Source organism: Paenibacillus sp. J22P277 (genome assembly GCF_059383675.1).
The window spans coordinates 530,613-555,786 of the sequence record NZ_JBXENS010000008.1; the positions used below are offsets into that span (position 1 = coordinate 530,613).

19 protein-coding genes and 1 pseudogene are annotated in these 25,174 nt (G+C 62.6%); 18 read left to right on the top strand and 2 right to left on the bottom strand.

The features are described 5' to 3' along the window. Nucleotides 1-13 precede the first annotated feature (13 nt). The 6 genes and pseudogenes from AC50YL_RS29235 to AC50YL_RS29260 all read left to right on the top strand — a co-directional run. Nucleotides 14-790, top strand: a complete 777-nt coding sequence (locus AC50YL_RS29235) for a DeoR/GlpR family DNA-binding transcription regulator (RefSeq protein ID WP_494836630.1) — start codon at nt 14-16, stop codon at nt 788-790. Then, a complete protein-coding gene (kduD, locus tag AC50YL_RS29240) occupies nt 780-1,529 on the top strand; it encodes a 2-dehydro-3-deoxy-D-gluconate 5-dehydrogenase KduD (protein WP_494836632.1) in 750 nt (249 codons plus the stop codon). Before AC50YL_RS29235 ends, kduD begins: the two co-directional genes overlap by 11 nt. A gap of 120 nt (nt 1,530-1,649) precedes the next feature. Beyond that, entirely contained in the window at nt 1,650-2,288 is a 639-nt protein-coding gene (locus tag AC50YL_RS29245; RefSeq protein WP_494836634.1) for a bifunctional 4-hydroxy-2-oxoglutarate aldolase/2-dehydro-3-deoxy-phosphogluconate aldolase, read from the top strand. Then, nucleotides 2,285-3,277: a sugar kinase gene (locus AC50YL_RS29250; RefSeq protein ID WP_494836636.1), complete on the top strand. Its 993-nt coding sequence runs from the start codon at nt 2,285-2,287 to the stop codon at nt 3,275-3,277. Before AC50YL_RS29245 ends, AC50YL_RS29250 begins: the two co-directional genes overlap by 4 nt. A 473-nt stretch (nt 3,278-3,750) precedes the next feature. Next, a complete protein-coding gene (locus AC50YL_RS29255) occupies nt 3,751-4,092 on the top strand; it encodes a hypothetical protein (RefSeq protein WP_494836638.1) in 342 nt (113 codons plus the stop codon). Between the two features lie 58 nt (nt 4,093-4,150). Continuing rightward, nucleotides 4,151-5,446, top strand: a pseudogene (locus AC50YL_RS29260) (collagen-like triple helix repeat-containing protein); the annotation flags it as partial. 153 nt (nt 5,447-5,599) lie between these two features. On the opposite strand, the gene AC50YL_RS29265 reads toward AC50YL_RS29260, so the two are convergent. Then, nucleotides 5,600-7,132: a glycosyltransferase gene (locus AC50YL_RS29265; protein ID WP_494836639.1), complete on the bottom strand. Its 1,533-nt coding sequence runs from the start codon at nt 7,130-7,132 to the stop codon at nt 5,600-5,602. 197 nt (nt 7,133-7,329) lie between these two features. On the opposite strand from AC50YL_RS29265, the gene AC50YL_RS29270 reads away from it, so the two are divergent. The 4 genes from AC50YL_RS29270 (at nt 7,330) to AC50YL_RS29285 (ending at nt 12,082) form a co-directional block, all read left to right on the top strand. Continuing rightward, a complete protein-coding gene (locus AC50YL_RS29270) occupies nt 7,330-8,193 on the top strand; it encodes a glycosyltransferase family 2 protein (RefSeq protein WP_494836641.1) in 864 nt (287 codons plus the stop codon). A gap of 45 nt (nt 8,194-8,238) precedes the next feature. Beyond that, entirely contained in the window at nt 8,239-9,378 is a 1,140-nt protein-coding gene (locus AC50YL_RS29275; protein WP_494836643.1) for a DegT/DnrJ/EryC1/StrS family aminotransferase, read from the top strand. Further along, nucleotides 9,375-10,016: an acetyltransferase gene (locus AC50YL_RS29280; RefSeq protein ID WP_494836644.1), complete on the top strand. Its 642-nt coding sequence runs from the start codon at nt 9,375-9,377 to the stop codon at nt 10,014-10,016. The genes AC50YL_RS29275 and AC50YL_RS29280 overlap by 4 nt, the downstream gene beginning before the upstream one ends. 224 nt (nt 10,017-10,240) lie before the next feature. Beyond that, nucleotides 10,241-12,082: a heparinase II/III domain-containing protein gene (locus AC50YL_RS29285; RefSeq protein WP_494836645.1), complete on the top strand. Its 1,842-nt coding sequence runs from the start codon at nt 10,241-10,243 to the stop codon at nt 12,080-12,082. A gap of 107 nt (nt 12,083-12,189) precedes the next feature. On the opposite strand, the gene AC50YL_RS29290 is transcribed toward AC50YL_RS29285, so the two are convergent. Beyond that, nucleotides 12,190-12,777: a P-loop nucleotide/nucleoside kinase family protein gene (locus AC50YL_RS29290; protein WP_494836647.1), complete on the bottom strand. Its 588-nt coding sequence runs from the start codon at nt 12,775-12,777 to the stop codon at nt 12,190-12,192. A gap of 235 nt (nt 12,778-13,012) precedes the next feature. Between AC50YL_RS29290 and AC50YL_RS29295 the strand changes: the two genes are divergently transcribed. The 8 genes from AC50YL_RS29295 (at nt 13,013) to AC50YL_RS29330 (ending at nt 25,134) form a co-directional block, all read left to right on the top strand. After that, nucleotides 13,013-13,759 carry a phytanoyl-CoA dioxygenase family protein gene (locus AC50YL_RS29295; RefSeq protein ID WP_494836649.1) on the top strand — a complete coding sequence of 249 codons (747 nt, stop codon included), beginning with the start codon at nt 13,013-13,015 and terminating at the stop codon, nt 13,757-13,759. A 472-nt stretch (nt 13,760-14,231) separates the two neighbouring features. Next, nucleotides 14,232-16,673, top strand: coding sequence for a right-handed parallel beta-helix repeat-containing protein (locus tag AC50YL_RS29300; protein ID WP_494836650.1), 2,442 nt, complete (start codon nt 14,232-14,234; stop codon nt 16,671-16,673). Between the two features lie 175 nt (nt 16,674-16,848). Then, on the top strand, nt 16,849-18,012 hold the full coding sequence (locus tag AC50YL_RS29305; RefSeq protein ID WP_494836651.1) for a hypothetical protein: 1,164 nt from the start codon (nt 16,849-16,851) through the stop codon (nt 18,010-18,012). A 19-nt stretch (nt 18,013-18,031) separates the two neighbouring features. Next, the gene (locus AC50YL_RS29310) at nt 18,032-19,741 is read left to right on the top strand and encodes a sensor histidine kinase (RefSeq protein WP_494836653.1); all 1,710 of its coding nucleotides are present in this window, start codon (nt 18,032-18,034) and stop codon (nt 19,739-19,741) included. A 1-nt stretch (nt 19,742) separates the two neighbouring features. Further along, nucleotides 19,743-21,338, top strand: a complete 1,596-nt coding sequence (locus AC50YL_RS29315) for a response regulator (protein ID WP_494836654.1) — start codon at nt 19,743-19,745, stop codon at nt 21,336-21,338. 291 nt (nt 21,339-21,629) lie between these two features. Continuing rightward, on the top strand, nt 21,630-22,574 hold the full coding sequence (locus AC50YL_RS29320) for an ABC transporter permease subunit (protein WP_494836655.1): 945 nt from the start codon (nt 21,630-21,632) through the stop codon (nt 22,572-22,574). Nucleotides 22,575-22,585: 11 nt separating this feature from the next. Further along, nucleotides 22,586-23,515 (top strand): carbohydrate ABC transporter permease, encoded by a 930-nt coding sequence (locus AC50YL_RS29325; protein ID WP_494836656.1) that lies wholly within the window; start codon nt 22,586-22,588, stop codon nt 23,513-23,515. Between the two features lie 68 nt (nt 23,516-23,583). Beyond that, nucleotides 23,584-25,134: an ABC transporter substrate-binding protein gene (locus tag AC50YL_RS29330; RefSeq protein ID WP_494836657.1), complete on the top strand. Its 1,551-nt coding sequence runs from the start codon at nt 23,584-23,586 to the stop codon at nt 25,132-25,134. The last annotated feature ends 40 nt before the right edge of the window (nt 25,135-25,174 follow it).

A 25,174-nucleotide genomic window follows, 5' to 3' on the forward strand; every position in this document is an offset into this window, starting at 1 on the left:
AGCGATGAATCCGATGAACCCACTGCGAAGATACGAGAAAATCATGGAAATGCTGCTGGCCGCGCGCGAAGTGACGGTGGCGGAGCTCACCGAGCAGCTGCGCGTGACGGGCAAGACGATCCGGGAAGACCTGGCGAAGCTCGAGGAGAAAGGACTGCTGACGCGCATTCACGGCGGGGCGGTGCTCGCGCAGGCGAACCAGCTCGGCATCCTCTCGCCGAAGCCGGCGGTGGTGCCGAACGAGGCGGAACGCCTGGAGACCGCGGCCGCGGCCATCGCGCTGATCGAGCCGAACGACGTGATCGCCTTGGACGGCGGGCGGACGACGCTGGAGATGGCCAGGCGGCTGCCCGACCGGCCGCTGACCGTCGTGACGAACGATCTGCTCATCATCGCGGAGCTTGCCCGCAGGGAACAGATCCGGCTCGTGGTGCCCGGCGGCCATCAGCGCCGCAACATGCTGATCGGCGCCGAGGCCGAAGCCTATATCCGCAAGCTGAACATTTCCAAGGCGTTCCTGTCCGCGACGGGCGTCCATCTGGAATACGGCTTCACGATCTACGCGGGCGAATCCGTGGAGCTCAAGCGCGCCTGGCTCGAGACGGCCGAATCGTCATACGTGGTGGCGGATCATCACAAGTTCGGGCAGGCGGCGTTGTTCACGTTCGCCAAGCTGAACGAGGTCGAAGCGATCATTTCGGATTCGGGCATGCCTTCCGGCACGGCGGAGCTGTTCCGCCAGGGGGGAGCCCGGGTAATCATAGAAGGGAGCGGAAGTCATGAGCTTTGATTTGACGGGCAAGACGGCGCTGGTCACCGGCACGTCCGGGGGCATCGGACAAGCGATCGCGATCGGCCTGGCGGAAGCGGGCGCATCCGTCGTCGCCGTATCGGCTTCGAACAGCAACGAGACGGTCGCCGACGTGCGCGCCTTCGGCGGCGCCATCGAGGAACTGTCAGCCGACCTGAGCGACGCGGAGGGGCTTGAAGCCGTATTCGAACAGGCGCTCGGGTTCTTCGGGAGGATCGACATTCTCGTCAACAACGCGGGCACGATCCGCCGCGCGCCGGCCGCGGAGCATTCCCGCCAGGACTGGCAGGACGTGATCGATCTGAACCTGAACTCGCTGTTCTTCCTCAGCCAGCTGGCGGGCAAGCACATGATCGCGAGAGGGAGCGGCAAAATCATCAGCATCGCCTCCATGCTCAGCTACCAGGGCGGAGTAAACGTCCCGGGCTATACGGCGAGCAAGCATGCCGTGGCCGGGGTCACCAAAGCGCTTGCCAACGAATGGGCAAGCAAGGGCATTCAAGTGAACGCGATCGCGCCGGGCTACATCAGCACGCGCAACACGGCGCCGCTCAGGGCGGACGAGAAGCGGAATCAGGCGATCCTGGAGCGCATCCCGGCGGGACGATGGGGCAGCCCGGAGGACTTGAAGGGACCGGCGGTCTTTCTCGCGTCCTCCGCGTCGGATTATATGAACGGCCACGTGCTGTGCGTGGACGGCGGCTGGATGGCGCGCTAAGGAACCGATTCATGAACACCGGCACGCTACCGTAAACACACCTAAACACACGTAACCGCACGGAACGCAGAGGTTCCGAAGCGGAGCCGGGCTCGGACGCCCGGCGGAGAGGAGCTCATCATGTCTTTGAATCTGCTGCAAGCTTTATATGAAGAGAAAATCATCGCGATCATCCGCGGCATCTCGGCGGAGTCGGGGGACCGGACGGCGCAAGCGCTGGCGGACGGCGGCATCGTCTTCCTGGAGGTCACCTTGAATACGGACGGGGCGCTCGGCATGATCTCGCGCTTCCGGGAGCAGCATGCCGGCCGCATGAGGATCGGCGCCGGCACCGTGCTTGATCTCGGTCAAGCGAAGGAAGCCGTCGCCGCGGGAGCGGAGTATATCATCTCGCCTAACCTGGACGAGGAGGTGCTCGCGTACGGGCTGGAGCACGGCGTCGACGTATGGCCGGGCACGATGACCCCGACCGAGATCGTGCGGGCGTTCAAGGCAGGCGCCACGGCGGTGAAGGTATTCCCGCTCGGCTCGCTCGGCATCAATTACCTCAAGGAAATCCGCGCGCCGCTGAATCATATTCCGATGATCGCCACCGGCGGCGTCAATCTTCAGAACGTCCGGAGCGTGCTGGACGCGGGAGCGGCGGGCGTCGGCCTTGGCGGGAACCTCGTAGACAAGCAGCTGGTCAAGGACGGCCGGTTCGAGGAGCTGACCAAGCTGGCGCAGGCGTTCGTGGCCGAAGCGAAGGGGTCGAAATGAGCGGTCCGGACGCCATCCGTCCGGCCGACGTCGTAACGCTCGGCGAGAGCATGGTGCTCCTGCAGCCGCTCGCCGACGGACCGCTCGCCTCCGCGCCGCTGTTCACGCGTTCGATCGCGGGCGCGGAATCGAACCTGGCGATCGGCCTGTCGCGGCTCGGCATGCGGGTCCGCTGGATCAGCCGTCTCGGCGACGATCCGTTCGGCGACCTGATCCAATCGACGCTGGCGGGAGAAGGCATCGACGTCTCGCTCGCCGAGCGGGACGCGAACGCGCCGACCTCCGTTTATTTCAAGGAGTTCAAGGGCTACGGCGATCCCAACGTCTACTACTACCGCAGGGGCTCGGCGGTCAGCAAGTGGACGCCGGAGCATATCCGGCCGGATTGGTTCGAGCGCGCCCGCCATCTTCACGTCACGGGAATCACCCCGGCGCTCGGCGCGGGAACGGCGGACGCGATTCGCGCCGCGATGCGTCTGGCGCGCGACAGCGGCCTGACGGTGTCGTTCGACCCGAACCTGCGCCGCAAGCTGTGGAGCGAGGAGGAGGCGCGGCGTACGCTGCTCTCGCTGATCCCTCTGTGCGACGTGTTCATGCCGGGTATCGAGGAAGCGGAATTCCTCGCCGGCGCGATGGACGAGGAAGCCTACGGCGCGCATTTTCTGGCCATGGGCGCAAAGACGGTGGCGCTCAAGCTGGGCGAGGAAGGTTCTGCCGGATTTACGTCCGGAACGGCCGTCCGCGCCAAAGGGCATGTCGTGAACCGGGTCGTCGATACCGTCGGCGCGGGCGATGCGTTCGCGGCCGGATTCCTCTCGTCGTGGCTGAACGGAGCGGCGACTGGCGAGGAAGCGCGGCTCGGGGACGCGCTCGCGCGGGCGAATCTGATGGGCGCGCTTGCCGTTCAGTACAAAGGCGACTGGGAAGGGCTGCCGAAGCTAAGGGAACTGGAGCGAATGCTTGCGGGCCGCCAATCCACGACGCGCTGATGGCGAACATGCGGCATCGGAAGCAGAATGGCCACCAAAACGCCAGTGCCCGCTTCGTCGAGAAACGCCATTGCGCGTAAGGTTATTAATCCAAGCGAATGAAAGAGAAATCCGCGTTGCGCTGAAGTGCACCCTTCACGCAAGCGCCGGGTTTCTTTTTTTGCGGCCGCCGACGCTAATACTTTCCCGCAGTTGCCGCGTACACTCGCCGAAAACAGGTTTTTCGGTTGAAATGGGCTTTCGACGGACCTTTGAACGGCGAACGAAGGGCGAACAAACAATCAACTCTATCAAATGCGTAATATGCTATATCGTGCGCTTGGAAATTTTAACCAAACTTTCCGCTAGAGTTGCAGCGAAGCGCATGGATCCGGCGAGCCAAGCGCGGAGAAGCCGCGGGAATCGTCGACAGGCATGCTGAAGCGGCGGTTCGGCAAGGCGCACAAAAGACGAATGAAGGGGGTGTCAGCTTCATGGCGGTAATATCGACCGGACCTATCGATAACAGTCCCGTGAGCAAGCTCGGTTCCGCGCAGCAGGTCACGATTAAATTGGCGAACCGCGATTTTGCGAATTTCTCTACCATATTGATTCAAGGGTACTATTTAACGGGCATAAGAGCGCTGTATGTACTGGAGGAGCTCACCATTGGCCCGAACGCGGCGATATCGCGAGATTATGCGACTAACGTTCCGGGTTATGAATTCGTCTTCACGACAAGCGGTCCGGCAGAAGGAAATATCGAGATTTCGGTTTGGGGTAAGAGCGCGGAAGGCGAGATTCTCAGCGTACAGCGCGTGGTCTCCGGCGAATAGCGGGGCATTCGGAAGCGCATGACGCTTCATCATCGATCAAAAGGGAGGGGAAAGCTTAATGGCGATATTATCAACGGGGCCGATCGATAACCCGCTGGTCAACGGAAACAGAGCGACCCAGCAGGTGACGGTCAGAATGAATAACCGGAACGCGTTGGACACGTCTACCGTGGTGATCGCGGGTTATTTTTTGAACGGGACAAGAACGTTGTACGTGCTTGAAATGGTATCCTTGGCACCGAATGCGGTGTTTATGAAAACCTATTATGCGGGATTGGACGCGTTCGAGTACGTATTTACGGTCAGCGGACCGGCTGAGAACGAGACGCAAATCTCGTTCTGGGGCAAGGACGGCATTGGACAACTGGTACCGGCTCATCGTTTAGTGGCAAGCGAACTCCTGGGTACGGGAACCGGAGTCGGCACGCAAGGACCGATCGGACCGCAAGGTCTAAGCGGAGCGCAAGGGCCGCAGGGTCCGCAGGGAACAGGCGCGCAAGGCGCGACGGGCGTTCAAGGACCGCAGGGCGTTCAAGGGCCGCAAGGCGCAGGTTTGCTAGGCGTGCAAGGTCCTCAGGGCAGCCAAGGCGCGACCGGAACAGCAGGGACGCAGGGCGCGCAAGGACCGCAAGGTACAGGCGCGCAAGGCGATCAAGGACCGCAGGGCGTTCAAGGGCCGCAAGGCGAAGGTCCGCAAGGTCCTCAGGGCGACCAAGGCGCGACCGGAGCAGCAGGCACGCAAGGCGTTCAAGGTCCGCAGGGCGCAGGCCCGCAAGGTCCGCAAGGCGACCAAGGCGCGACCGGAGCAGCAGGCACGCAAGGCTTGCAAGGTCCGCAGGGCGCAGGCCCGCAAGGTCCGCAAGGCGACCAAGGCGCGACCGGAGCAGCGGGCACGCAAGGCTTGCAAGGTCCGCAGGGAGACCAAGGTGACCAAGGCGCGACCGGAGCGGCCGGAACGCAGGGCGCGCAAGGCCCGCAGGGCAACCAAGGCGCAACCGGAGCAGCGGGAACGCAAGGCGTGCAAGGCCCGCAAGGCGACCAGGGCGACCAGGGCGACCAGGGCGCAACCGGAGCGGCCGGAACGCAAGGCGTGCAAGGCCCGCAGGGCGACCAGGGCGCAACCGGAGCAGCGGGCACGCAAGGCGTGCAAGGCCCGCAGGGCGACCAAGGTGACCAAGGGGAAACCGGAGATGCGGGAACGCAAGGCCCGCAGGGCGACCAAGGCGAAACCGGAGCAGCGGGAACGCAAGGACCGCAGGGCGACCAAGGTCCGCAGGGCGTTCAAGGCGATACCGGTGCAGTAGGAACGCAGGGCGATCAAGGCCCGCAAGGCGATCAAGGTCCGGCAGGACCGGCAGCGCCGTAACGCTCCGATCAAGCGCCAGCCGGGCAGTCTGCCGGCGCGTGAATCAGCTGCCTGATCGGCAATCATTCGAAAATGACTCAAAGGTTATTTCTAACTTTTGAGTCGTTTTTTTTACGGTCGCGCGCGTCCGCGGCCGTGGCATTACGGCAGGATGACGATTTTCTCTTTGCAGGACGCGATCAATTTGGCGTATTGAATGCACGCATCCATGCCGTCGGACGGTTCCATCGGCCACCAACGGATCGCTCCCATGGGAGCGCGCGCGGCATGGGCTTCGACTTCCGCCGGAATACGGCCGACGATCACGACCTCGAGCCCGTCGAAGCCGTTCTCCTCGCCTTTGCGCAGCGTCTTCGACAATTCGGCATGCGCTTCTTCGGGGCTGGAATAAGGAATCGGAAACAACAGCGAGACGCCGGACGGGTCTTCGCCCAGGATGTGGGCGGATTTCCGGGCAGGGTCGTTCCCGGACCTTTCCCAGATGCGGCTATACGGCAGCGTCCCGGGCAGATCGAGCTCCTGCAGCCGCGTTTGTATCCGCGATTGGTAGGAACGGTTGAGCTCCCTGACGAGCACCTGAATCTGCTTGTTGCGGAGAAACGTCGCATTGTTTCCGTGCTCGTTGCGGTATTGGATGTAGAGCAGACCGGGGATCGCCGCGAACTGGGTGCACAGAAACGTTCGGACCAGCATGTCGTAATCGTCCGAGACCAGCAGCTCGTCGCGGTGGCCGCCGATCAGATGATAACAATCCCTCGTCCATGCGCGCGGATGATTCGGCAGGCCGACCAAATGGCGGATGGTGCTCGCATTTACCGTGGTATGCCGCTGCGCATTCTGCCAGCGGTTCATCTCGGGCAGCCAGACGCGGTAGTGAACGCTGTAGCCGAAGCCGCAGTCCCAGCCGTACCAATGCGCATCGCGGCTCTCGGCGTACACCTCCGCGCAGTCCCCGTAGACGAACCCGCATTCCGGATGGCTGCGAAACGCATGGACGATTCTCTCCAGACAGTCGGGGGTAAGCTCGTCGTCGTGATCGACTTCCACGAGGATTTCCCCGGTGCACAGTCCGGCCGCGTAGCGTTTGATCGCCCCGATATAGCCGTTCCGGGCATCCTGGCGGTATCTCCGCACGCGGCGGTCGCCCAAAGGGAGCAGATCCTGCTTGTAGGTCTCGTCGTCGTCGCCGGAGTCGTCGACGATGACCCATTCCCAGTTGGCGTAGGTTTGCTTCAATAAAGAACGATAAGGACGAAGGATTTTATCCCGCGACCGGTAGCTGGCGGTAAAGACGGAGACGAGCGGCGTATCCGAGGCGAAGCGTACCGGCGGAATCGTCCGGTTAACCGGCAGGGGATCGGTCGCTTTGAGCCAGCAATAGAATACGTTCTCGGGCTCGACGTCGTCCGGCGATTCAAAATGCAGCCAGCGCTTCTTCTCGTGGAAGGGCAGCGAGACCAGCGCCGGGAACCGTTCCCAAGCATCCCCGAGCGATACGTATACCCGCGGCGCGGGCAGCCGTTCGACGGTCGGCTGCGTATCGCCGGTTTCGTGCAAGGCGACCGTCACGCGGCCGTCTTCCAATCGTGTGATCAACGCCTGCAGCCGGTCCCGCGGAATTCCGTCCGCGACAAAAAGATGCGCGGTCAGCAGCGGAGTGACATTCAACGACATGAGCATTCTCCTTTACGAGTTCCGAACATCGCATTCGCGCCGCTATGTATGTATGCGCGGCGGCGCAAAAAGATGACAACGTTCCGACCGCCGGCCAAACCGAACGTTCCCGGTGCACGCGGCATATAAGATCATCAAGCAAGCGCAGGGATTCGGGCATGAAAAGCGCGCAATCGATAAGAAAGGTGGGCAATCGCATGGAATATCCGTTGGTCAGCGTCGTCATTCCCGCCTATAACCGGCCGCGCACGCTGCGCATCGCCTTGGACAGCGTGCTGGAACAGACGTATCCGAACATCGAGATCGTCGTATGCGACGACAGCACGGATGACGGGGTGCAGGACATGATGGCTTCTTATGCCGGCGACCGTCCCCGCATCCGCTATTACCGCAACGAAAAAAATCTCTTTCTGGAAAATTGGCACAAATGCTTCGACTTGGCGTCGGGGGAATACATCAACTATTTGATGGACGACGACGCGTTTCATCGCGAAAAGGTGGAAAAGATGATGTATTTCTACCGGGCATTCGACGGCATCAAGCTTGTCACCTCGTACCGGCAGACGATCGACGAGACAGGGACGGCGCTTCCGCCGCTCCAAGCGACGGTCCGGCTGTACGGGGAGACGAGGATCATGGACGGCAAGCTGCTGGCTAACGCCGCGCTGGCGCGCTGCTTGAACGTGATCGGCGAACCGACGACCGTTCTGTTCAAGAAGGCGGACCTGCCCGAGCGATTCGGCGTCTATCAAGGAAAGCAATACTCGCTGCTTAACGATCTCGCGGCTTGGTTGAATTTGCTGTCCAGGGGAAGGGCGGTCTACATGCCCGAAGCGCTGAGCTATTTTCGCTTGCATCCGAATCAAAATAACCAGAAGCTCGGCTATACGGCGTTCTCCGAATGGCTCGCGCTCATGATCGCCTCGAGATCGCAGGGCTTTCTGGCCGACGACGAGCAGTACAAGACCGCTCTCCGGGCTTACCGGAGCCGCGTGCAGGGCCACGCCGCCTTCGCCGCGGATATCGCGCGCATCGAGACGATCCTGCGTGACCTGGGCTGAATGTCCGGCATCGGGATCCTACATCTTGGGAAAGGAGGCGGGAGCATGTTCGACATTCCCTTCCTGCGTCCGCGTCTAGTGGAGAAAGAACGGTTTCTGGCTTATTACGAGGAAATCGAGGCCAGCCGGATCTATTCCAATTACGGCCCGCTGAACAACCGGTTCGAGAATCGCGTCGTCGCGGAGGTGTTCGACGGGACCGGTTCGGCCGTGACGGTCCACAACGCCACCGTCGGGCTGATGCTGGCGATTTCCCAGAGCAAGCGGCCGCAGGGCCGGTACGCGGTGATGCCCAGCTTCACGTTCGCGGCCACGCCGCTTGCCGCCGAATGGTGCGGGCTCGAGCCGTACTTCCTCGACATCGAGCCGGGAAATTGGCAAATGAGCCGAGCGCAATTGGAGCAGACCGTCGAGCGTCTGGGGGACGAGATCGCGGTGGTCGTCCCTTACGCGGCCTTCGGGTCGGCGATCGAAACGGCGGATTACGACGCGCTGCAGAGGCGGGGCATCCCCGTCGTCGTCGACGCCGCGTCCAGCTTCGGTTCGACGGCGGCGGAGAACGGCGCGCATTTCGGCAAAGGCTTCGGGGGAGCGGTCGTCTTCAGCTTTCACGCGACCAAGTCCTTCGGCGTCGGCGAGGGCGGTTTGGTGTACAGCGCGGACCGGGAGCTCGTCCGGCGGATTCGCCAAGCCGGCAATTTCGGCTTCGCCGGCGGGCGGGAGTCCGTCAGCCAGGGCCTGAACAGCAAGATGTCCGAATATACGGCCGCGATCGCCTTGGCCGCGCTCGATCAATTCCAGGCCGCGAAGGAGACGCGAAGGACGATCCACGCCTGGTACCGGCACGCGCTGCGCCAAGCGGGCTTGGCGGAACAAGGGTGGTGCGAGCAGCAGACGCGCGGCCTCGTCGTGCCGCAATTTATCCCGATTCGCTGTCCGGACGCGCTCGGCAATCAAGCGGTCGTACGGCTGCTCGCCGACCGTTCCATCGAAGCGAGAACGTATTTCTCGCCCGCCTGCCACCAACAGCCGCAATTTCGCAGCCATCCCCGCGCGCCGCTGGTCGCAACCGAACAGCTCGCCGCTCGCATCGTGAGCCTGCCCTTGTGGGAGGGAATGGACGAACGCGTCGTTCATCGCGTCGTGCAAGCGCTGGCGAGCTTGGGCAACGAGGCGCGCCAATGAGCGCCATTATCGTCTGCGGAGCGGGCGGCCATGCCCGGGAGATCCATTGGCTGTGCGAGGAACTCGGGGTTCGAGTCGCGGGCTTTCTGGACGAACGGCCGGAGATGCAAGGTCAGCTCGTGGAGGGCGTCCCGGTGCTGGGATCATGGGCCGATATCGAAGCGCTGAAGCGGGAAGCGGCACTGGTCTGCGCGGGCGTCGGCGACCCGGGATTGAAGCGGCGGTTCGCCTCGGAGGCGGCACGGGCTGGCTTCCGTATCGCGCCGCCGCTGATACATCCCCGGGTTCGCTGGTCCCGGCGCAACGCGATCGGCGCGGGAAGCATGATCTTCGAGGGAGCGGTCCTCTCGGAACATATCGCGATCGGCGAGCACGTCATCATCAATCGGAGCGTCACGATCAGCCACGACGGGGTCGTCGGCGATTACGCGACGATTGCACCCGGCGTGAATCTGGCGGGCAACGTCACGATCGAAGAAGGCGCCTATATCGGCATCGGGGCCTCGGTGCGGGAGAAGCGGCGCGTCGGCTGCTGGTCCGTGGTCGGCGGCGGGGCGTTCGTCAAGGACGACATCCCCGGCTTCGTCATGGCGGCCGGGGTGCCGGCGGTCGTCAAGAAGCGCTTCGCGCAGTCTTGAATGGATCGAGCCGGTGGCGAAGAAGCGCTACGCGAAGATTTGACCGGGTCGAGTTGATTTCTGAGAATGGAGCCCGCCTCGGGCTCTTTTCGCGTTCGGGCCGAATCGCGCAAATTTTAGCGATAGCGCTTCCAATTTCGACTCATTCCGCCAAGGGAAGTCATGTACAATGAAGGAAGATAACCGGATTGCCGGATGCAATGCGGACAGGGGAGGAACTCACGATGAATCTGGCGCATTTACGCGCAAGTTTGAAAGCCGGCGAACCCGCCGGAGCCGGGCTGCTGTTTTCGGAAGGCCAGGAGCGGTTTTGGAGCCGGTTGCACGACTCGGAGCAGGCCGAGGAGATTCGCGCGGAGGGCCGGAGACTGCTGGCGGAGCCGATCGCCGAACCGACGTATGCCCAGTTTGCGCTGTTCGAGCGGACAGGCAACCGGCTGGCGTACGAAGGCGTGTATTTCGCGAAACGGAGACGGCTGAACACGATGGCGTTCCTATCGCTGCTGGAACCGGCCGACGAGCGGTACCGGACGGCGCTGCACGACGTCATCTGGTCGATCTGCAACGAATACACGTGGTGCCTGCCGGCGCATCTGCGGGATTCCGCGGAGACGGACGGGGGCATGGCGTTCGCGGTCGACTCGCCCGAATGGAGCAGAAGGGAGCGCGGCACGCGGATCGATCTGTTCGCCGCGGAGACGGGCTTCGCGCTGTGCGAGATCCTGGCGCTGACCGGCAGCGCGCTTCCGCCTCTGCTGCGCGGCAGGATCGCGGAAGAGGCCATCGGTCGGCTGTTCAAGCCGTACCTGCTGCACGGCCCGTACCATTGGGAGACGTCCGACCATAACTGGGCCGCGGTCTGCGCCGGTTCCGTCGCCTCCGCGGCGCTGCTGCTGCTGGACGATGCGGAACAGCTGGCGCATATCGTCGGGAAAGCGCTCGGCACGATGGACCATTATTTGGCGGGCTTCGGGGAGGACGGCGCCTGTTTGGAGGGCGTCGGCTATTGGAATTACGGCTTCGGGTATTACGTGTATTTCGCGGATATGCTGAAGCGGCGGACGCGGGGCGCGATCGACTTGTTCGACGGCGGGAAAGTGCGGCAGATCGCCCTTTTTCAGCAGAAGGCTTACCTGGACGGCGCGACGACGGTCAATTTCTCCGACTCCGCCCAGCATGCGCGCGTGCAGATCGGCTTGTCGCATTATTTGGCCGGGTTGTATCCGGAGATTGCCGTTCCGCCCGTTCAATTGCGGGCTTCGTTCACGGATGACCACTGCAGCCGCTGGGCGCATGCCTTCCGCAACCTGCTCTGGTACGATCCGGCGCGCAAGGGCGAGCGCTGGGCGGACGGCGACTTCTACTTGCCGGATGCCCAGTGGCTGGTCTCCCGCCGCGCGACCGGCTCCGGGCGCTTCGGCTTCGCCGCCAAGGGCGGGCATAACGGCGAACCGCATAACCATAACGACCTCGGGCAGTTCATCCTGACGGGCAACGGCGAGGCGTTCGTCTGCGATCTCGGCAGCGGCGAATACACGGCCGATTACTTCGGCGCGGCGCGCTACGATTACGCCTGCAACGGGTCGCAAGGCCATTCGGTCCCGGTCGTGGACGGCCGCCGTCAGCTGGAAGGCCGAGCGAGTGCAGCCCGCGGCGTGCAGGCAAGCATCGGCGAAGCGCGGGACGAGCTGCGGCTCGACTTGGCGGAGGCCTACCGCTTGCCGGGGCTGAAAGCGCTCGTTCGCCGGTTCGAATGGCATAAAGCGGAGCTGCCGTTCCTCGTGCTGGAAGATACGTATAGCTTCGAAGCAGCGCCCGCCGCCATCGTGGAGCGCATCGTGACCCGCATCCGGCCGGTCGCGGACGGCGATTCGCGCGTGACGCTGCCGGGCGCGAACGGGCGCAGGCTGGTCATTCATTTCGATGCCGCGGCGCTGCGTCCCGGGATCGAAAGCCATACGATGCGGGATCATGACGGACGGGACGCCGCATGGTACGCGATCGATTTCGGCGTGGTCGATCCGCAGCGGGAACAGCGGGTTAGATTGACGTTTCGGTTCGAGTGAATTCCGTCCAAAGCCGCGCCTTGAACAAAAAGGACCGCAAGCAGGCATCGCGCCGGCTTGCGGTCCTTTTGTGAATTTCGCCGTATCGAACCCGCGCCGCCGAATCCTCAATCCGCCAGCATGAAGCGTTCGAGCTCGGCCAGCTTGTCCGCCGTGAACGGCCCCGAGTTGTCGAACTCGAGCACGGACGCCGGCTGCAGCGGCCAGGCGATCGCGCGGCGGCGGAGAGAGCCGCGGAATTGCGGCCAATTGTCCAGCTTCCAGGCGTCGAGCGACGAGCCGCGCGCTTGGATCCGATGTCGGTAATCGTCTTCGCCGGGCAGATAGACGGAGACGACCTTGACCGCGACGTCGCCGGTCGTCGCGCCGATGCGGGCAAGCTCGCGGTCAAGCCAAGCCGGGTCGTCCGTCTCCTTGGTGAACGGGCCGATCGCGACGGCATCCAGGCCGAGCGCCAACTGCTGCAGCGCGGCGTCCATGGTGATCCGGTACCCGAGGTCGCGGCAGTGGGTCTTGTAGAAGGGCGAATCCCGATCCTCGGGATCTTTACCGGCGAGCGTCATGATGGCCTCCGCGGCGGGCCGCAGCAGCGTATCCATATCCAGGAACGCGCCGCCGTTCCGGCGAACCCATCCTTCCGCGAGCGTCGTTTTGCCCGCGCCGGCGGGGCCGATGAAGAAGAGCAGCTTGCGCATCGCGCACCTCCGGTTTGCGTTATTAGTCGTATTGTACCACAGGAGCCGCGCAGGGCGGGAACCGCGCCCGTTCGGCCGATCGGAGATTTTCGGGTAAACCCCACCGTGCCGGAAACCGGAAAAAGTCTTCAAATTATATAAGTAGGTCTCATTCTTATATAGTTCCGCCCGGCGATCCTCTCTATAATGGGTACTACATTCAGGAACATTCGCACTTACCGAAGGGAGCAAGAAGATGGAACTGAGCAACGCACAGAAGCAAAGCCTGCGCCGGGACGGCTATGTCGTGATCCCGTCGGTCGTTCCGCGCCCGTTCGCGGACGAGGCGCTGCGCACCATCAACAACGGGCTGGGAAGCCGCGTGGGCGGAGACAGGACCGGGTACGGAGACGACGCGCTGGAGGCTCATCCGGCGATTACCGACCTGTTCAACCGGACGCCGGCTTTCGGCATACTCGAATCGCTGATCGGGGAAGGGCAATTCGATTCGGCGAAGAGCGGGCAAATCGCGCTGAATTTTCCGAGCTTCGAACGGGACAGGGAAGTATTCGGCGGCCACATGGACGGCATGCTGCAGGCGCGCGAGGGCATCGTGGACAATTTTACCGCGCTCGTCGGCGTGATCCTGAGCGAGCAGACGGAAGAAGGCGCGGGCAATTTCGCGGTTTGGCCGGGCAGCCATTTGCAGCATGAGCGGTATTTCCGTCAGCACGGCCCGGAAGTGCTGGTTACCGAGGAGAGCTTCGTCAACGTCTACCGTTCTTCCGGGATCGATTACGGCCAAGCCGTGCAGGTCAAGGGCAAACCGGGCGACTTGATCGTCGCGCACTACATGCTGCTGCACAGCACGGGCATCAACCGGTCCCCGAACATCCGGTATAACTGCTACTTCAGGATCGACCACCGGGAGCGGAAGCAGGACTGGAAAGCCCCGTTAACCGACGCCTGGCTGCATTTTCCGGGCATGCGCGACATCCCTTGACCCTGCGCGATCCTGCCATTCAATGAGCTGAAATAGCAACGAAAATTCGCGCAGCGAAGCAGCCGGCCCGGATTCTTGAGCCGAGCGGCCGTGCAAAGCTTGCGCCGTCATCAGTCGAATCCATCCCGCATGGCCTTCCGATCCATGAAAAGCACGATCCGCCGACCGATCGACGGTACGTTTACCGATTCGCATCCGAGCTTGCGCCAGGCGGCAAACGGGCCATCTTCGTTTGCCTATACTCCCCTCCGCGGCACGCATACACCGGGCATAACTGGCAAACCTGGCAGTCGTTATGCACCGGCGTTTGTTTGGCTTCGAACCTGATTCCCGGAAGACGGAAGGGGGGTGATGCGCGGCGGACGAGCAGGAAGCGGACCGATAATTCGATATGGAAGGGAGCGGTGCCCGAAAGCGCTGGGAAGCGCAGGAGCATTGGCAATGCCACTATCATTTCGAAGGGATGGATTCGATGCAGGCAATAACGATGTATAACGGCGCCAAAACGCGCCTCTCGCTCGGCACGTCGGTCATCATGCTGCTGTCGTTGATCGCGGGCATGTTCGGCACGGCCGGAATCGCGAGCGCCGCCAATACGACTTACTATGTAAGCGCTGCCGGGAGCGACGGCAATAACGGCACGAGCACGTCGACGCCTTGGAAGACCTTGTCCAAGGTAAGCGGCTTCGCGTTCGGCGCGGGCGATAAAATCCTGTTCCGATCCGGCGATTCCTGGTCCGGCCAGCTGCTGATCAACGATTCCGGCGCGAGCGGCAGTCCGGTCACGGTCGGCGCGTACAACACCGGCAGCAAGCCATTGATCAACGGAGGCGGCAACGCCGCCGCGGTATTGATCAGCGGCGCGAACTACGTCACGGTCGACGGGATCGCCGTCACGAATTTCGACGGGGCGAACGTGACCGACGGCGTCGAGGCCAACCGGGACGGCATCAAGATCACCGGCTCGTCGAGCAACGTCACGATCCGCAACAACGAAATCTACAACGTGGAAGGCTTCAGCAACCACGAGGCGACCGGCTCGCCCCGGGGAACGACGCTGGCCGCGCACGACAACAACATGTACATGGTCGGCGCGATCTATCAGACCGGCACGCCGGCGAACAATTATCTGATCGAGAACAATTACATCCACGACAACACGGTCAACGGCATCCTGACGACGCAGGTCGCGAACAACCTGGTCATCCGCAACAACACGGTCAATAACGGCGGCGCTGACGGCATCGAATACTGGAACGCGACGGCGCCGTTGATCGAGTACAATTCCGTGACGAACATTGGCAACAACAGCGGCCCGAACGCGCAGACCGCGGGCGTCATCGGCTACCATGGCTACGCGGTATGCGGCATCTGGGGCATCGTCGACACCGACCAGGTCGTCCAGTACAATTACGTCGCCAACACGAACCGCATCGTGTGGGACGGCCAGCCATGGGATTTCGACAATGAAACGGTCCGCGGCGTCTATCAGTACAATTACAGCCGGGACAACGAAGGCGGCTTCGTGCTGGGCGGCAATACCGGACAGACGCTCCGCTACAACATCAGCTACAACGACGGCAGCCAGCAGGCTTATGCGGACCAAGGCTTCTTCGTCGCCAACTCGCAGTACTACAATAACGTGTTCTACCAAACGAACGGCGCCGGCTTCAGCAAATCCAAGCTGACGGCGGGGACGTTCAGCAACAATATTTTCTATACGAATGCCAGCAACGCCAGCTATACCAACTATCAATCCGGCGGACCGACGTTCGCGAACAACGGCTTCGGCGGCACGCAGAACGCGCTGAACAAAGGGACGGCTTCCGTCACGGGCGATCCGTCGTTCGTCAATCCCGCGGGCGCCGGCACGTCCATCGGCTCCGTCGACGGCTTCAAGCTGCAGTCCGGCTCGCCGATGATCAATGCCGGCGCGGTCATCTCGAATAACGGCGGCAAGGATTACTGGGGCAATCCGCTCTATAACGGCGCGCCGGACATCGGCGCGTACGAAGCGCCTTCGGGCGGCACGACGCCGCCTCCGACTGGCGGCGACACGCATGGCGGCACATGGGCGCTGAAGCAGCTCAATACGGGCACGGCTTCCGGAACGGGCGCCTATCAGACCGTCAGCGGCGCGGCGGCAGGCAGCACGTACGTCTTCAACGCATGGCTGAAAGGCGCGGGCCAGCAGGGCAAGCTGGTCGTCTATGACAGCGCGTGGACGGTGCTGGCGGAATCGCCGGTCTATACGTCGAACGGGACATGGACACAGGTCGCAACGCCGTCCTTCAGCACGGGGACGAATACGTCGCTGATCGTGCAAGTCATCGATATGGGCACGACGGCCGGCACGACTTACGTGGACGATGCCTTCCTCGGGGTATCGGGCGCCGCGAACAAGCTGACGAATGCCGGCTTCGAGAGCGGCAGCACCGGTTGGACGATGGCGGGACCGTTCACGATCGTGCAACCGCCGGCGCCGTCGAATACGCACGGCGGCACATGGGCGCTGAAACAGCTGAACACCGGGACGGCGGCAGGTACCGGGCCGTTCCAAGCGCCGACGGGCATCGCGGCAAGCAGCACGTACGTGTTCAAGGCGTGGGTGAAGGGCTCCGGCCAGCAGGGCAAGCTCGTCGTCTACGACAACAGCTGGAACGTCATCGCGGAATCGGCCAGCTACACCTCGAGCGGGACATGGACCGAGGTTAGCACGCCGTCTTTCAATACCGGCGCGAACACGACGCTTCGGGTCCAGTTCGTGGACTTGGGCACGACGGCAGGCACGACATACCTCGACGATGCGTTTCTCGGGGTATCGGGCGGCACGAACAAGCTGACGAATGCCGGCTTCGAAAGCGGCAATACCGGATGGACGTTATCAGGACCGTATACGATCGTCCAGCCGTAAAGCCGTAAAGCCGTAATGCCTTAATGCGGCAGGCGCAGGCTGCGCATAGAAGAACAAGAGCGACCGCGAATTCCGGCCTCTTGTTCTTCCTTGTCTTTCTCGGCAGGCGCTCCTGCATGAGCTTGCGAAGACGAAGGGATGCCGAAGTAATCCAATCCGGAAGGGGAGGAACGCCATGAAAAAGCGGAGAAGCGGTCCGCGCGCGAGCGCCGTGACAACCAAACCGGCATCAAGCGGCACGGGAACCCGCCGTTGGCGCAGGTCTTGCATAGGGTTCGTTACGGCGGCGCTGGTCGCGGTCACGCTGGGCATTGCGGCCTCGCGTTCGCCGGGCGAGGCGCTCGGCCGATTCGACGTCGTCGCCCGCGTGAACGGGGAGCCGATCGCGTACGGCGAGCTCGCGCACGAGTTGACCGCCGGTCGCGCGGCGGTCATCGGATATTTCCAGGCGACGTACGGGACGTCGTTCTCGCCGGGATTCTGGACGACGGCGGTGGACGGCCAGATTCCGCTCGACCGGTTGAAGAAGCTCGCGCTCGACGCGAGCGTCAGGCGCAAGGCCGAGCAGCTCGAGGCGCGCAAGCTGGGCTTGGCGCAGGATATCGGTTACCGCGCGCTGCTGCAGGCGATGCGGGACACGAACGCCGCGCGGGAGACCAAGGTGAAACGGCACGAGATCGTCTACGGTCCCGTCACCTTCGACGAACAGCGCTTTATCGACGACGACCGGATGAAGCTGAGCCAGGCGCTGCTGGATGAGCTGCAGCCGGCGTTCAAGATCGACGACGGGCAGATCGCGGCCTATTACGCGGAGAACAAAACGAAGTTCGCGCTCGGCGACGCCCGCACGATCCGCGCGATCGAGGTTACGTTCGCAGACGAAGACGCGCGCAAGTCGGGGATGGCATCCGCCCGCGCGAAGCTGGCGGACATCGCGCGGGAGCTGGACGAGGGAGCGGCCTTCGACGAGGTCTACGACAGGCTGTCCGGCACCGCGGGAGGCGATTCATCCGTCGGCAGCGGCGGCTTGTCGGCGGTCGAACGGGTCTACGATTACCGGACGCCGCGGACGGAGGCGATCGTGCATCCCGTTCTCATGGGCGAGATCGCGAAGCTGGCACAGGGTCAAACGACGGGCATCGTCGAAGACGGCTTGTCGATCGGCATCTACGAATACGCGGCGGCCGCCGAGCTGGGGGCATCCCCGCTCCAGGACGTGAAGCCGCAAATCGCGAAGGATTTGGCGCAGCTCGCGTACGCCCGTTACGTCGACGGGCTGCAGGCGGCGGCGAAGGTCGATATCGATGAACGGGCCATGGCAAAGATCGAAATGAACTGACGGCAAGGGGACGCAGCCGATGACCAAATCGCTCAGCTTTCAAATCCTATCCGGGTTCGCCATCGTGGCGGCGCTGCTCACCGTCCTGCTGATCGCGAACAACGGCTACGCGATGAACGTCGTCCGTTCCCAGATCGCGGACGCGAACCGCCTGCTGCTGACGAGCAACGTGACGGATTTGGAGAACCGGTTCGCGGAGGTCAACGCGAACTTGTTCCGGTTCATCTCGCAGGATCCCGACATTCAGACGTACAGCTACGATCAGGAGGAAGGCGAGAAATTTTTTACCGCGCAGCGGATCATCGGCAAATTCAAGCTGCTCATCTCGCGGCGGGTGGACGCTTATTTCGTGTACAAGGCATCCACCGGCGACCTGATCTTCGTCACGGCGGACGGCGTGCAGCAGATCGCCCTCGGCGACGCGATCCAGCGCATGCTGAGCAAGGGCGGCGCGAGCATCAAGAAATGGTTTCCCGTCAGCGTGAAGGGAAGGGCGTACATGTTCCGGGTCATCCCGTACAACGGAGACGTCGCGGTCGGGGCGGCGATCTCCGCGGAACGGCTGACCGAGAACATGCCGGTCTGGGATCCCGACAAGAAGCAGGGCGTGAATCTCATCACGGACGACTGGACGTTGTTCTACGAGACGGGATTTCCCGAGAAGGATCTAGGCGCGATCCGGCGGGCCGGCATCGAGCCGAACCGGTTCAAGACGGTCGGCGGCGCGCCGGGAGACGAACCGTTTCAATTGGTCGGGCGTCAGCTGGAGGCGGCCAATCTGTACGTCGTCTATACCATTCCGGAGCAGCGGCTGCTCGCGAATTTGCCGAATTTTCAGCGGCTCATCAACTTCCTGCCCTGGGTCATGCTCGCGATCATCTCGCTGTACGCGCTCTACATGCAGCAGATCGTGCTGAAGCCGATGAAGCGGCTGATCCGCGGCATGCACAAGGTCAAAAAGGGCCAGCTCGACATCCGGCTGCCGGAGCGCACGATCACGCGGGAATTCACGACGCTTAACGTGACGTTCAACCAGATGGCGTCGGAGATTCATTCGCTCAAGCTCGAAGCGTACGAGAAGCAGCTGCTGGCGCAGGAAGCGCGCTTCAAGCATCTGCAGGCGCAGATCAACCCGCATTTTTTCCTGAACGCGCTCAATATCTCGTACAGCCTCGCCGGGCTGCGGGAATACCGGCTCGTCCAGAAGCTGATCGCGCATATCGTCGAGTTTCTGCGGTTCATCACGCGCAACGGCGGCGACCGCGTCACGATCGGGCAGGAGCTCGGGCATATCCGCAATTATTTGGAGATCCAGAAGCTGCGGTTTCCGGAGCGGGTCGACTACCGCTTCGACGTCGAGGAAGCGCTCAAGGTCGTTCTCATGCCGCCGCTGATCGTGCAGCCGATCGTGGAGAACGCCATCATCCACGGCTTCAAGCAGGAGAGCGGGTTGTTCGAGATCGCCGTGTCGGCCGCGCTCTTGAACGGCGACGAGCTGGAGATCGCCGTTCGGGACAACGGGCCGGGCTTTCCCGAGGATTACCTGCAGACCTGGCGAACCGGCATGCCGGCGTCCAATGCCCATATCGGCATCGGCAATGTCCTGGAACGCCTGACCATTCGATACGGCGGTACTGCGGGGCTGACGCTGGAGAACGGCCCGGACGGCGGCGCCGTCGTGCGGCTGCGCATCCCCTGCTTCGATCCGGACGCCAAGGAGGAACGATAAGATGGACGTGCTGATCGTGGACGACGAATGGTATGCCGTAAAGGCGCTCAAGAGCAATGTCCCGTGGAGTTCGCTCGGGTTCGCTAACGTGCTGGAAGCCGGCTCCGTCATGGAGGCGAAGCGGCTGATACGGGAGCATGACGTCAAGGTACTGATCAGCGACATCGAGATGCCGGGCGTATCCGGTCTCGAGCTGCTGGAATGGGTGAGAAACGAGTACCCGGACATCGCGACCGTCTTTCTGACCTGCCATTCGGATTTCCAGTACGTCCGGCAGGGGCTGCACCTCGGATTGGCGGAATACCTGCTGAAGCCCGTGGAGTACGAGGAGCTTCGCCGGGTCGTCCACAAGCTGGTCGAGAAGCTGGAGAGCGACAACGAGCATCGCAGGTTCAACGAGGCGTACAAGAAGTATTACAAGCTGTGGGAGGAGCAGAAGCCGCATCTGATCGAGCGCTTCTGGCAGAATCTGCTGGAGGCGCAGTTCAGTCCGCCCCCGGACGAAATCAGGGAGCAGCTCTCCGCATACGGCATCCCCCTCGGCCCGGATGACCAGGTATTTCCCGTCCTCGTCGGCGTCGAGCAATGGGACAAGGAACTGAACCGCAGGGACGAGGAAATCATGCACTACGCGCTCGGCAACGCCGCGGAAGAAATGCTCGCAGATCTCAGGGAAGGCAGCGTCTTCCGCGACCGCGCCGGCAATCTGATCGTCATCCTCTATGGCCCGCGCGACGTCCCCGGCCTCGAGCGGCGCTGCGGCGATTTCATCGAAGCCTGCGACCGCTACTTGTTCTGCAGCTTGTCGTGTTACGTCGGCAGGCCGGTGCCGCTGCTTGGGCTGCCCGACGTCTACGCGCAGCTGATGAACGCGTTCCGGAGCAACGTGACGAATTCGCGCAACGTCATCCGACTGGGCGACGGACGGTGCGAGGACAGCTTCGGCCGCCTCCGGCCGCCGCCCGTCGACGCGTGGCAGGTGCTGCTGGAGACGGCGAAGACCACGGAGCTGCTGCTGCGGATCGACGCGTACCTGGAAGAGATCGGCGCCGACCGCCGGCTGACGTCGGAGACGCTGCACGCGCTTTACCATTCCGTGGCCAATATGATTTACCACGTGTTCCATAAGCTCGGCCTGTCCGTGCATCGGCTGTTCGAATGGCAGCAGGGTCAGGATTTGACGCAGGCGACGCGCACGCTCGGCCGTTACCGCAGCTGGGCGCACACCGTCGTGGAGGAAGCCGCGCGCACGATCCGCGAGAGCGGCGGGGACCAATCCGCCGTCGTATCGAAAGTGAAGCAGTTCGTGGCGGACCATATCGACCGCGATTTCACGCGGGAAGCGATCGCCGCTTTCGTCTATCTGAACGCGGATTACGTCTCGCGCTTGTTCCGCAAGGAGACCGGCCAATCGCTGCAGGAATATATCATTCAGCTTAAGATCCAGCGCGCCAAGGAGCTGCTGATCACGACGAACGAGAAGGTCAGCGACGTCGGGGAGAAGACCGGCTACGCCAACATTCCGTATTTCACGAGCCTGTTCAAACGGGTAGTCGGGCTGTCGCCGCAGGAATTCCGGAAGAAATACCAGGCATAGGCGTCCGCGGAACGAGCGGTCCGTCCCTGCCTTCGCAGGTGTCCGCCGGCACGACCGCGCTCCGTTCATACTTACGTAGGCATCTTGGGAACGAGCGATCCATCCCTGCCCGCGAAGATGACTGCGGAACGTTCGCAAAATCTCCCGATCGCCTCGCCAGCCTTCCGTCCGTGCCAGCCGCCGCTCGAAGCAAGAGGTCGGCTGAGCGTAATTTCGATCGGTTTAGTCAATTGCCGCCGCATGCCCGGAAGCTATAATTAGGGATATATCCTAACGTAGAGGACGTACGGCATGAAACCAGCACACAAGGCGGGCAAGCGCGGCTCCCTCCGCCGGGAATTCAGGCGGAACAAGATGCTTTTCCTGCTGCTGCTGCCGGGTACGCTCTATTTGTTCGTGAACAATTACGTGCCGATGCTCGGGATCGCGATGGCGTTCAAGCAGGTCAACTTCAGGGACGGCCCGCTGCGCAGTCCGTGGAACGGCCTGCGGAACTTCGAGTTCCTGTTCCGCTCTCCGGACGCGCTGCTGATCGCGCGCAACACGGTTTTGTACAACCTCGCCTTCATCGTCGCCGGGACGATCGGCGCCGTGTTGTTCGCCGCGCTCTTGAACGAGATACGAAAGCGGTTTCTTGCGAGTCTGTTCCAGAGCTTGCTGTTCTTTCCTTACATGCTGTCGTTCGTTGTCGTCGGGTACTTGGTGTTCGCGATGCTGAGCAACGAGCACGGGTTCGTTAATAACCGGCTTCTGCCGCCGCTCGGGGTCGCGCCGATCGACTGGTACAACGAACCGAAATATTGGCCGGCCATCCTGCTGCTCGTTTATTTGTGGAAAAACATCGGTTACGGCACCGTTATCTATTGGGCAGCCATGCTCGGCATCGATGCCGAGTATTACGAAGCGGCGCTAATCGACGGGGCGGGCAAGTGGAAGCAATTCCGGCATGTCACGCTGCCGGCGCTCAGGCCGCTCGTCGCCGCATTGACGCTGCTCGCGATCGGCAAGATTTTCTTCGCGGACTTCGGCTTGTTTTTCCAGACGACGCTGCAGACGGGTACGCTTTATCCGACGACGCTCGTCATCGATACCTATGTCTACAACGCGCTGCGGCTGCGCAACGACGTCGGCATGGCCGCGGCGGCCGGCGCTTATCAAGCGGGGATCGGCTTCATGCTCGTGCTGGGATCCAACCTGATCGTCCGCAAGTTCGGCAAGGACGACGCCCTATTCTAGGAGGAAGCGCCATGAACCCCGCGAAAGCGGCCCCGCGGCAAGCCCGAAGCCGCAGGGCGTACGCGCCGAACGCCGTGTCGCGGCCGGCCGGCGCGCTGATCGTCGCCCTGTTCTCGGTCTACGCGCTGCTCTGCCTCGCCCCGGTCGCGCTGGTGCTGGCCGTCTCGCTGACGGACGACGAGGCGGTGACGCATGGCGGCTACAGCCTGATCCCGTCCCGTTGGAGCCTCGAGGCGTATGCGTATCTGTTCCGCGATTCCGCTGCGCTCGCCGGCGCTTACGGCGCTACGATTACCGCAACGGTCGTGGGCACGCTGGCCGGCTTAAGCATGACGGCGGCCTTCGCGTACCCGATCTCGCGGACGGACTTCGGCCTCCGGCGCGCGTTCGCCTTTTATGCGTTCTTCACGCTGCTGTTCAACGGGGGGCTCGTGCCGTGGTACCTGGTATACGCCAGATACCTGCACGTCGCCAATACGATTTGGGCGCTGATCGTGCCCGGCTTGCTCATGAACGCGTTCTTCGTCCTGCTTATGCGCGCGTTCTTCGCCGCATCGGTGCCGCCTGAGATCCGCGAGTCCGCGCACATCGACGGGGCGGGAGAGCTGACGGTGTTTTTCCGCATCGTGCTGCCCTTGTCCTTGCCGGTGCTGGCGACCGTCGGCTTGTTCCACGCGCTGCAATATTGGAACGACTGGTACAACAGCCTGATCTTTCAGACGCGGGACAAGAACATCAGCCTGCAGTACTTGATGCAGCGCACCTTGCTCAATCTGCAATACCTGCTTCAGCACAGTCAGGTTCAGACGAACGCGGATTTCCCGGGCACCACGATCCAGATGGCCATGGCCGTCGCCGGAATCGGCCCGGTCGCGCTGGCCTATCCGTTCATTCAGCGGTACTTCGTCAGAGGCTTGACCGCCGGCGCGTTGAAAGGCTAGCTTGGCCCGGACAGCCATGCGGACCGCCTAACCAACATAACGACGGCACGGGCGAGGAGGAGGGTTCCATGAAAGGGAGACAGAGGCACAGGGCGCTGGCGCTGCTCGCGCTGGCCGCGGCCGTCGGGCTTGTGACCGCTTGCGCGGGAAGGGCCGACGAGGGAAACGCGGACGGCGCCGACGCGCACGCGAGCGCATCCGACCGGTCCGCGGACGGGGGCGGTTCGGGTGCCGCGGGGCTGGCGCCGTACGAGATCAGCCTCTTCGTGCCTGGCGGGATCTCGAAGGAAACCGCCCAGGTCGAAGCGGCGATCAACCGGTATTTGAAGGGCAAGATCAACGCGACCGTCAAGCTCAATTACGTCGACTGGGCCAATTATCAAAATAAAACGAACCTGATGCTCGCTTCCGGCGAAAAGTTCGATCTGTTCTATACCGCGAACTGGCTCGGCTACACGAACCAGGCGGTCAAAGGCGAGATATTGCCGCTGGACGATCTGATCGCCAAGTTCGCGCCGGACATGAAGGCGAATTTGGCGCCGATCTACCGGGAAGGGGCCAAGGTGGGCGGGAAGCTGTACGGGTTCCCGGCGAACAAGGAATACGCCAGCAACCAGGCGCTCATCATCCGCAAGGACCTGATGGACAAATACGGCTTCGATCCGGAATCGATCAAGAGCTACAAGGATTTCGGCGCCTGGTTCAAGGTGTTGAAGGACAACGAGAAGGACATCGTCCCGATCGTCGGCTGGAACGAGATGGAGTCCGTCATCCGCGCGCAGTTCGAACAGATCAACGGCGATTATTTCGGCGTATTCGACTGGGACGACAACGACCTGAAGGTCATCGACATGTTCGAAAGCCCGAAATACGCGGCGATCATCGACCAAGGCCGCGCCTGGGCGAAGGCCGGTTACTTCCTGCCGGACGCTTCGACCACGCAGGTAACCCGCGAGGAATACATGAAGAACGGCAGGGCGGCGTCGTATTTCGTCCAGGCCAAGCCCGGCATCGACAAAGAGAAGAGCCTGACCTCGGGCAAGGATCTCGTGCAGGTCGACTTCAGCAAGCCGGTCTCCGGCGTCGGCGACGTGACGGGCGCCATGCTCTCCATCTCCTCGACCGCCGGCGATCCGGAGCGGGATACGATGTTCATGAACCTGCTTTACGCGGACAAGACGCTCCTGAACTTGATCGATTGGGGCATCGAAGGCAAGCACTATGCGAAGGTAGGCGGCGACGTCATCGCATTTCCGCAGGGCGTCGACGCGACGAACGTCGGCTACAGCGCGCAGGGCGACCAATGGATCTTCGGCAACCAGTTCAACAGCTACGTGTTCAAGTCCGAGGATCCGGATAAATGGGCGCTGTCCAAAGCCTACAACGAACGGGCCACGGTATCGAAAGCGCTCGGCTTCACGTTCGATCCGACGTTGGTGCAGAACGAAATCGCGGCGTGCAGCACGGCGCTGAATCAATACATGATCGGCCTGAACTCCGGCGGACTCGATCCGGCCAAGTACATTCCGGAGCTGAACAAGAAGCTGAAGGCGGCAGGCATCGACAGCATCATCGCGGAGAAGCAGAAGCAACTCGACGCTTGGGCGGCTTCGAAATAGACCGCCGGCCGGCGCTAATCAAGCGAGCAGGCTGCCCCGG

Coding starts and splice junctions, on each gene's coding strand:
- AC50YL_RS29325 (WP_494836656.1), top strand. CDS start 22,586: ATGAACCCCGCGAAAGCGGCCCCGCGGCAAGCCCGAAGCCGCAGGGCG.
- AC50YL_RS29275 (WP_494836643.1), top strand. CDS start 8,239: ATGTTCGACATTCCCTTCCTGCGTCCGCGTCTAGTGGAGAAAGAACGG.
- AC50YL_RS29290 (WP_494836647.1), bottom strand. CDS start 12,777: ATGCGCAAGCTGCTCTTCTTCATCGGCCCCGCCGGCGCGGGCAAAACG.
- AC50YL_RS29235 (WP_494836630.1), top strand. CDS start 14: ATGAACCCACTGCGAAGATACGAGAAAATCATGGAAATGCTGCTGGCC.
- AC50YL_RS29255 (WP_494836638.1), top strand. CDS start 3,751: ATGGCGGTAATATCGACCGGACCTATCGATAACAGTCCCGTGAGCAAG.
- AC50YL_RS29245 (WP_494836634.1), top strand. CDS start 1,650: ATGTCTTTGAATCTGCTGCAAGCTTTATATGAAGAGAAAATCATCGCG.
- AC50YL_RS29285 (WP_494836645.1), top strand. CDS start 10,241: ATGAATCTGGCGCATTTACGCGCAAGTTTGAAAGCCGGCGAACCCGCC.
- AC50YL_RS29250 (WP_494836636.1), top strand. CDS start 2,285: ATGAGCGGTCCGGACGCCATCCGTCCGGCCGACGTCGTAACGCTCGGC.
- AC50YL_RS29330 (WP_494836657.1), top strand. CDS start 23,584: ATGAAAGGGAGACAGAGGCACAGGGCGCTGGCGCTGCTCGCGCTGGCC.
- AC50YL_RS29295 (WP_494836649.1), top strand. CDS start 13,013: ATGGAACTGAGCAACGCACAGAAGCAAAGCCTGCGCCGGGACGGCTAT.
- AC50YL_RS29265 (WP_494836639.1), bottom strand. CDS start 7,132: ATGTCGTTGAATGTCACTCCGCTGCTGACCGCGCATCTTTTTGTCGCG.
- AC50YL_RS29300 (WP_494836650.1), top strand. CDS start 14,232: ATGCAGGCAATAACGATGTATAACGGCGCCAAAACGCGCCTCTCGCTC.
- kduD (WP_494836632.1), top strand. CDS start 780: ATGAGCTTTGATTTGACGGGCAAGACGGCGCTGGTCACCGGCACGTCC.
- AC50YL_RS29310 (WP_494836653.1), top strand. CDS start 18,032: ATGACCAAATCGCTCAGCTTTCAAATCCTATCCGGGTTCGCCATCGTG.
- AC50YL_RS29305 (WP_494836651.1), top strand. CDS start 16,849: ATGAAAAAGCGGAGAAGCGGTCCGCGCGCGAGCGCCGTGACAACCAAA.
- AC50YL_RS29280 (WP_494836644.1), top strand. CDS start 9,375: ATGAGCGCCATTATCGTCTGCGGAGCGGGCGGCCATGCCCGGGAGATC.
- AC50YL_RS29270 (WP_494836641.1), top strand. CDS start 7,330: ATGGAATATCCGTTGGTCAGCGTCGTCATTCCCGCCTATAACCGGCCG.
- AC50YL_RS29320 (WP_494836655.1), top strand. CDS start 21,630: ATGAAACCAGCACACAAGGCGGGCAAGCGCGGCTCCCTCCGCCGGGAA.
- AC50YL_RS29315 (WP_494836654.1), top strand. CDS start 19,743: ATGGACGTGCTGATCGTGGACGACGAATGGTATGCCGTAAAGGCGCTC.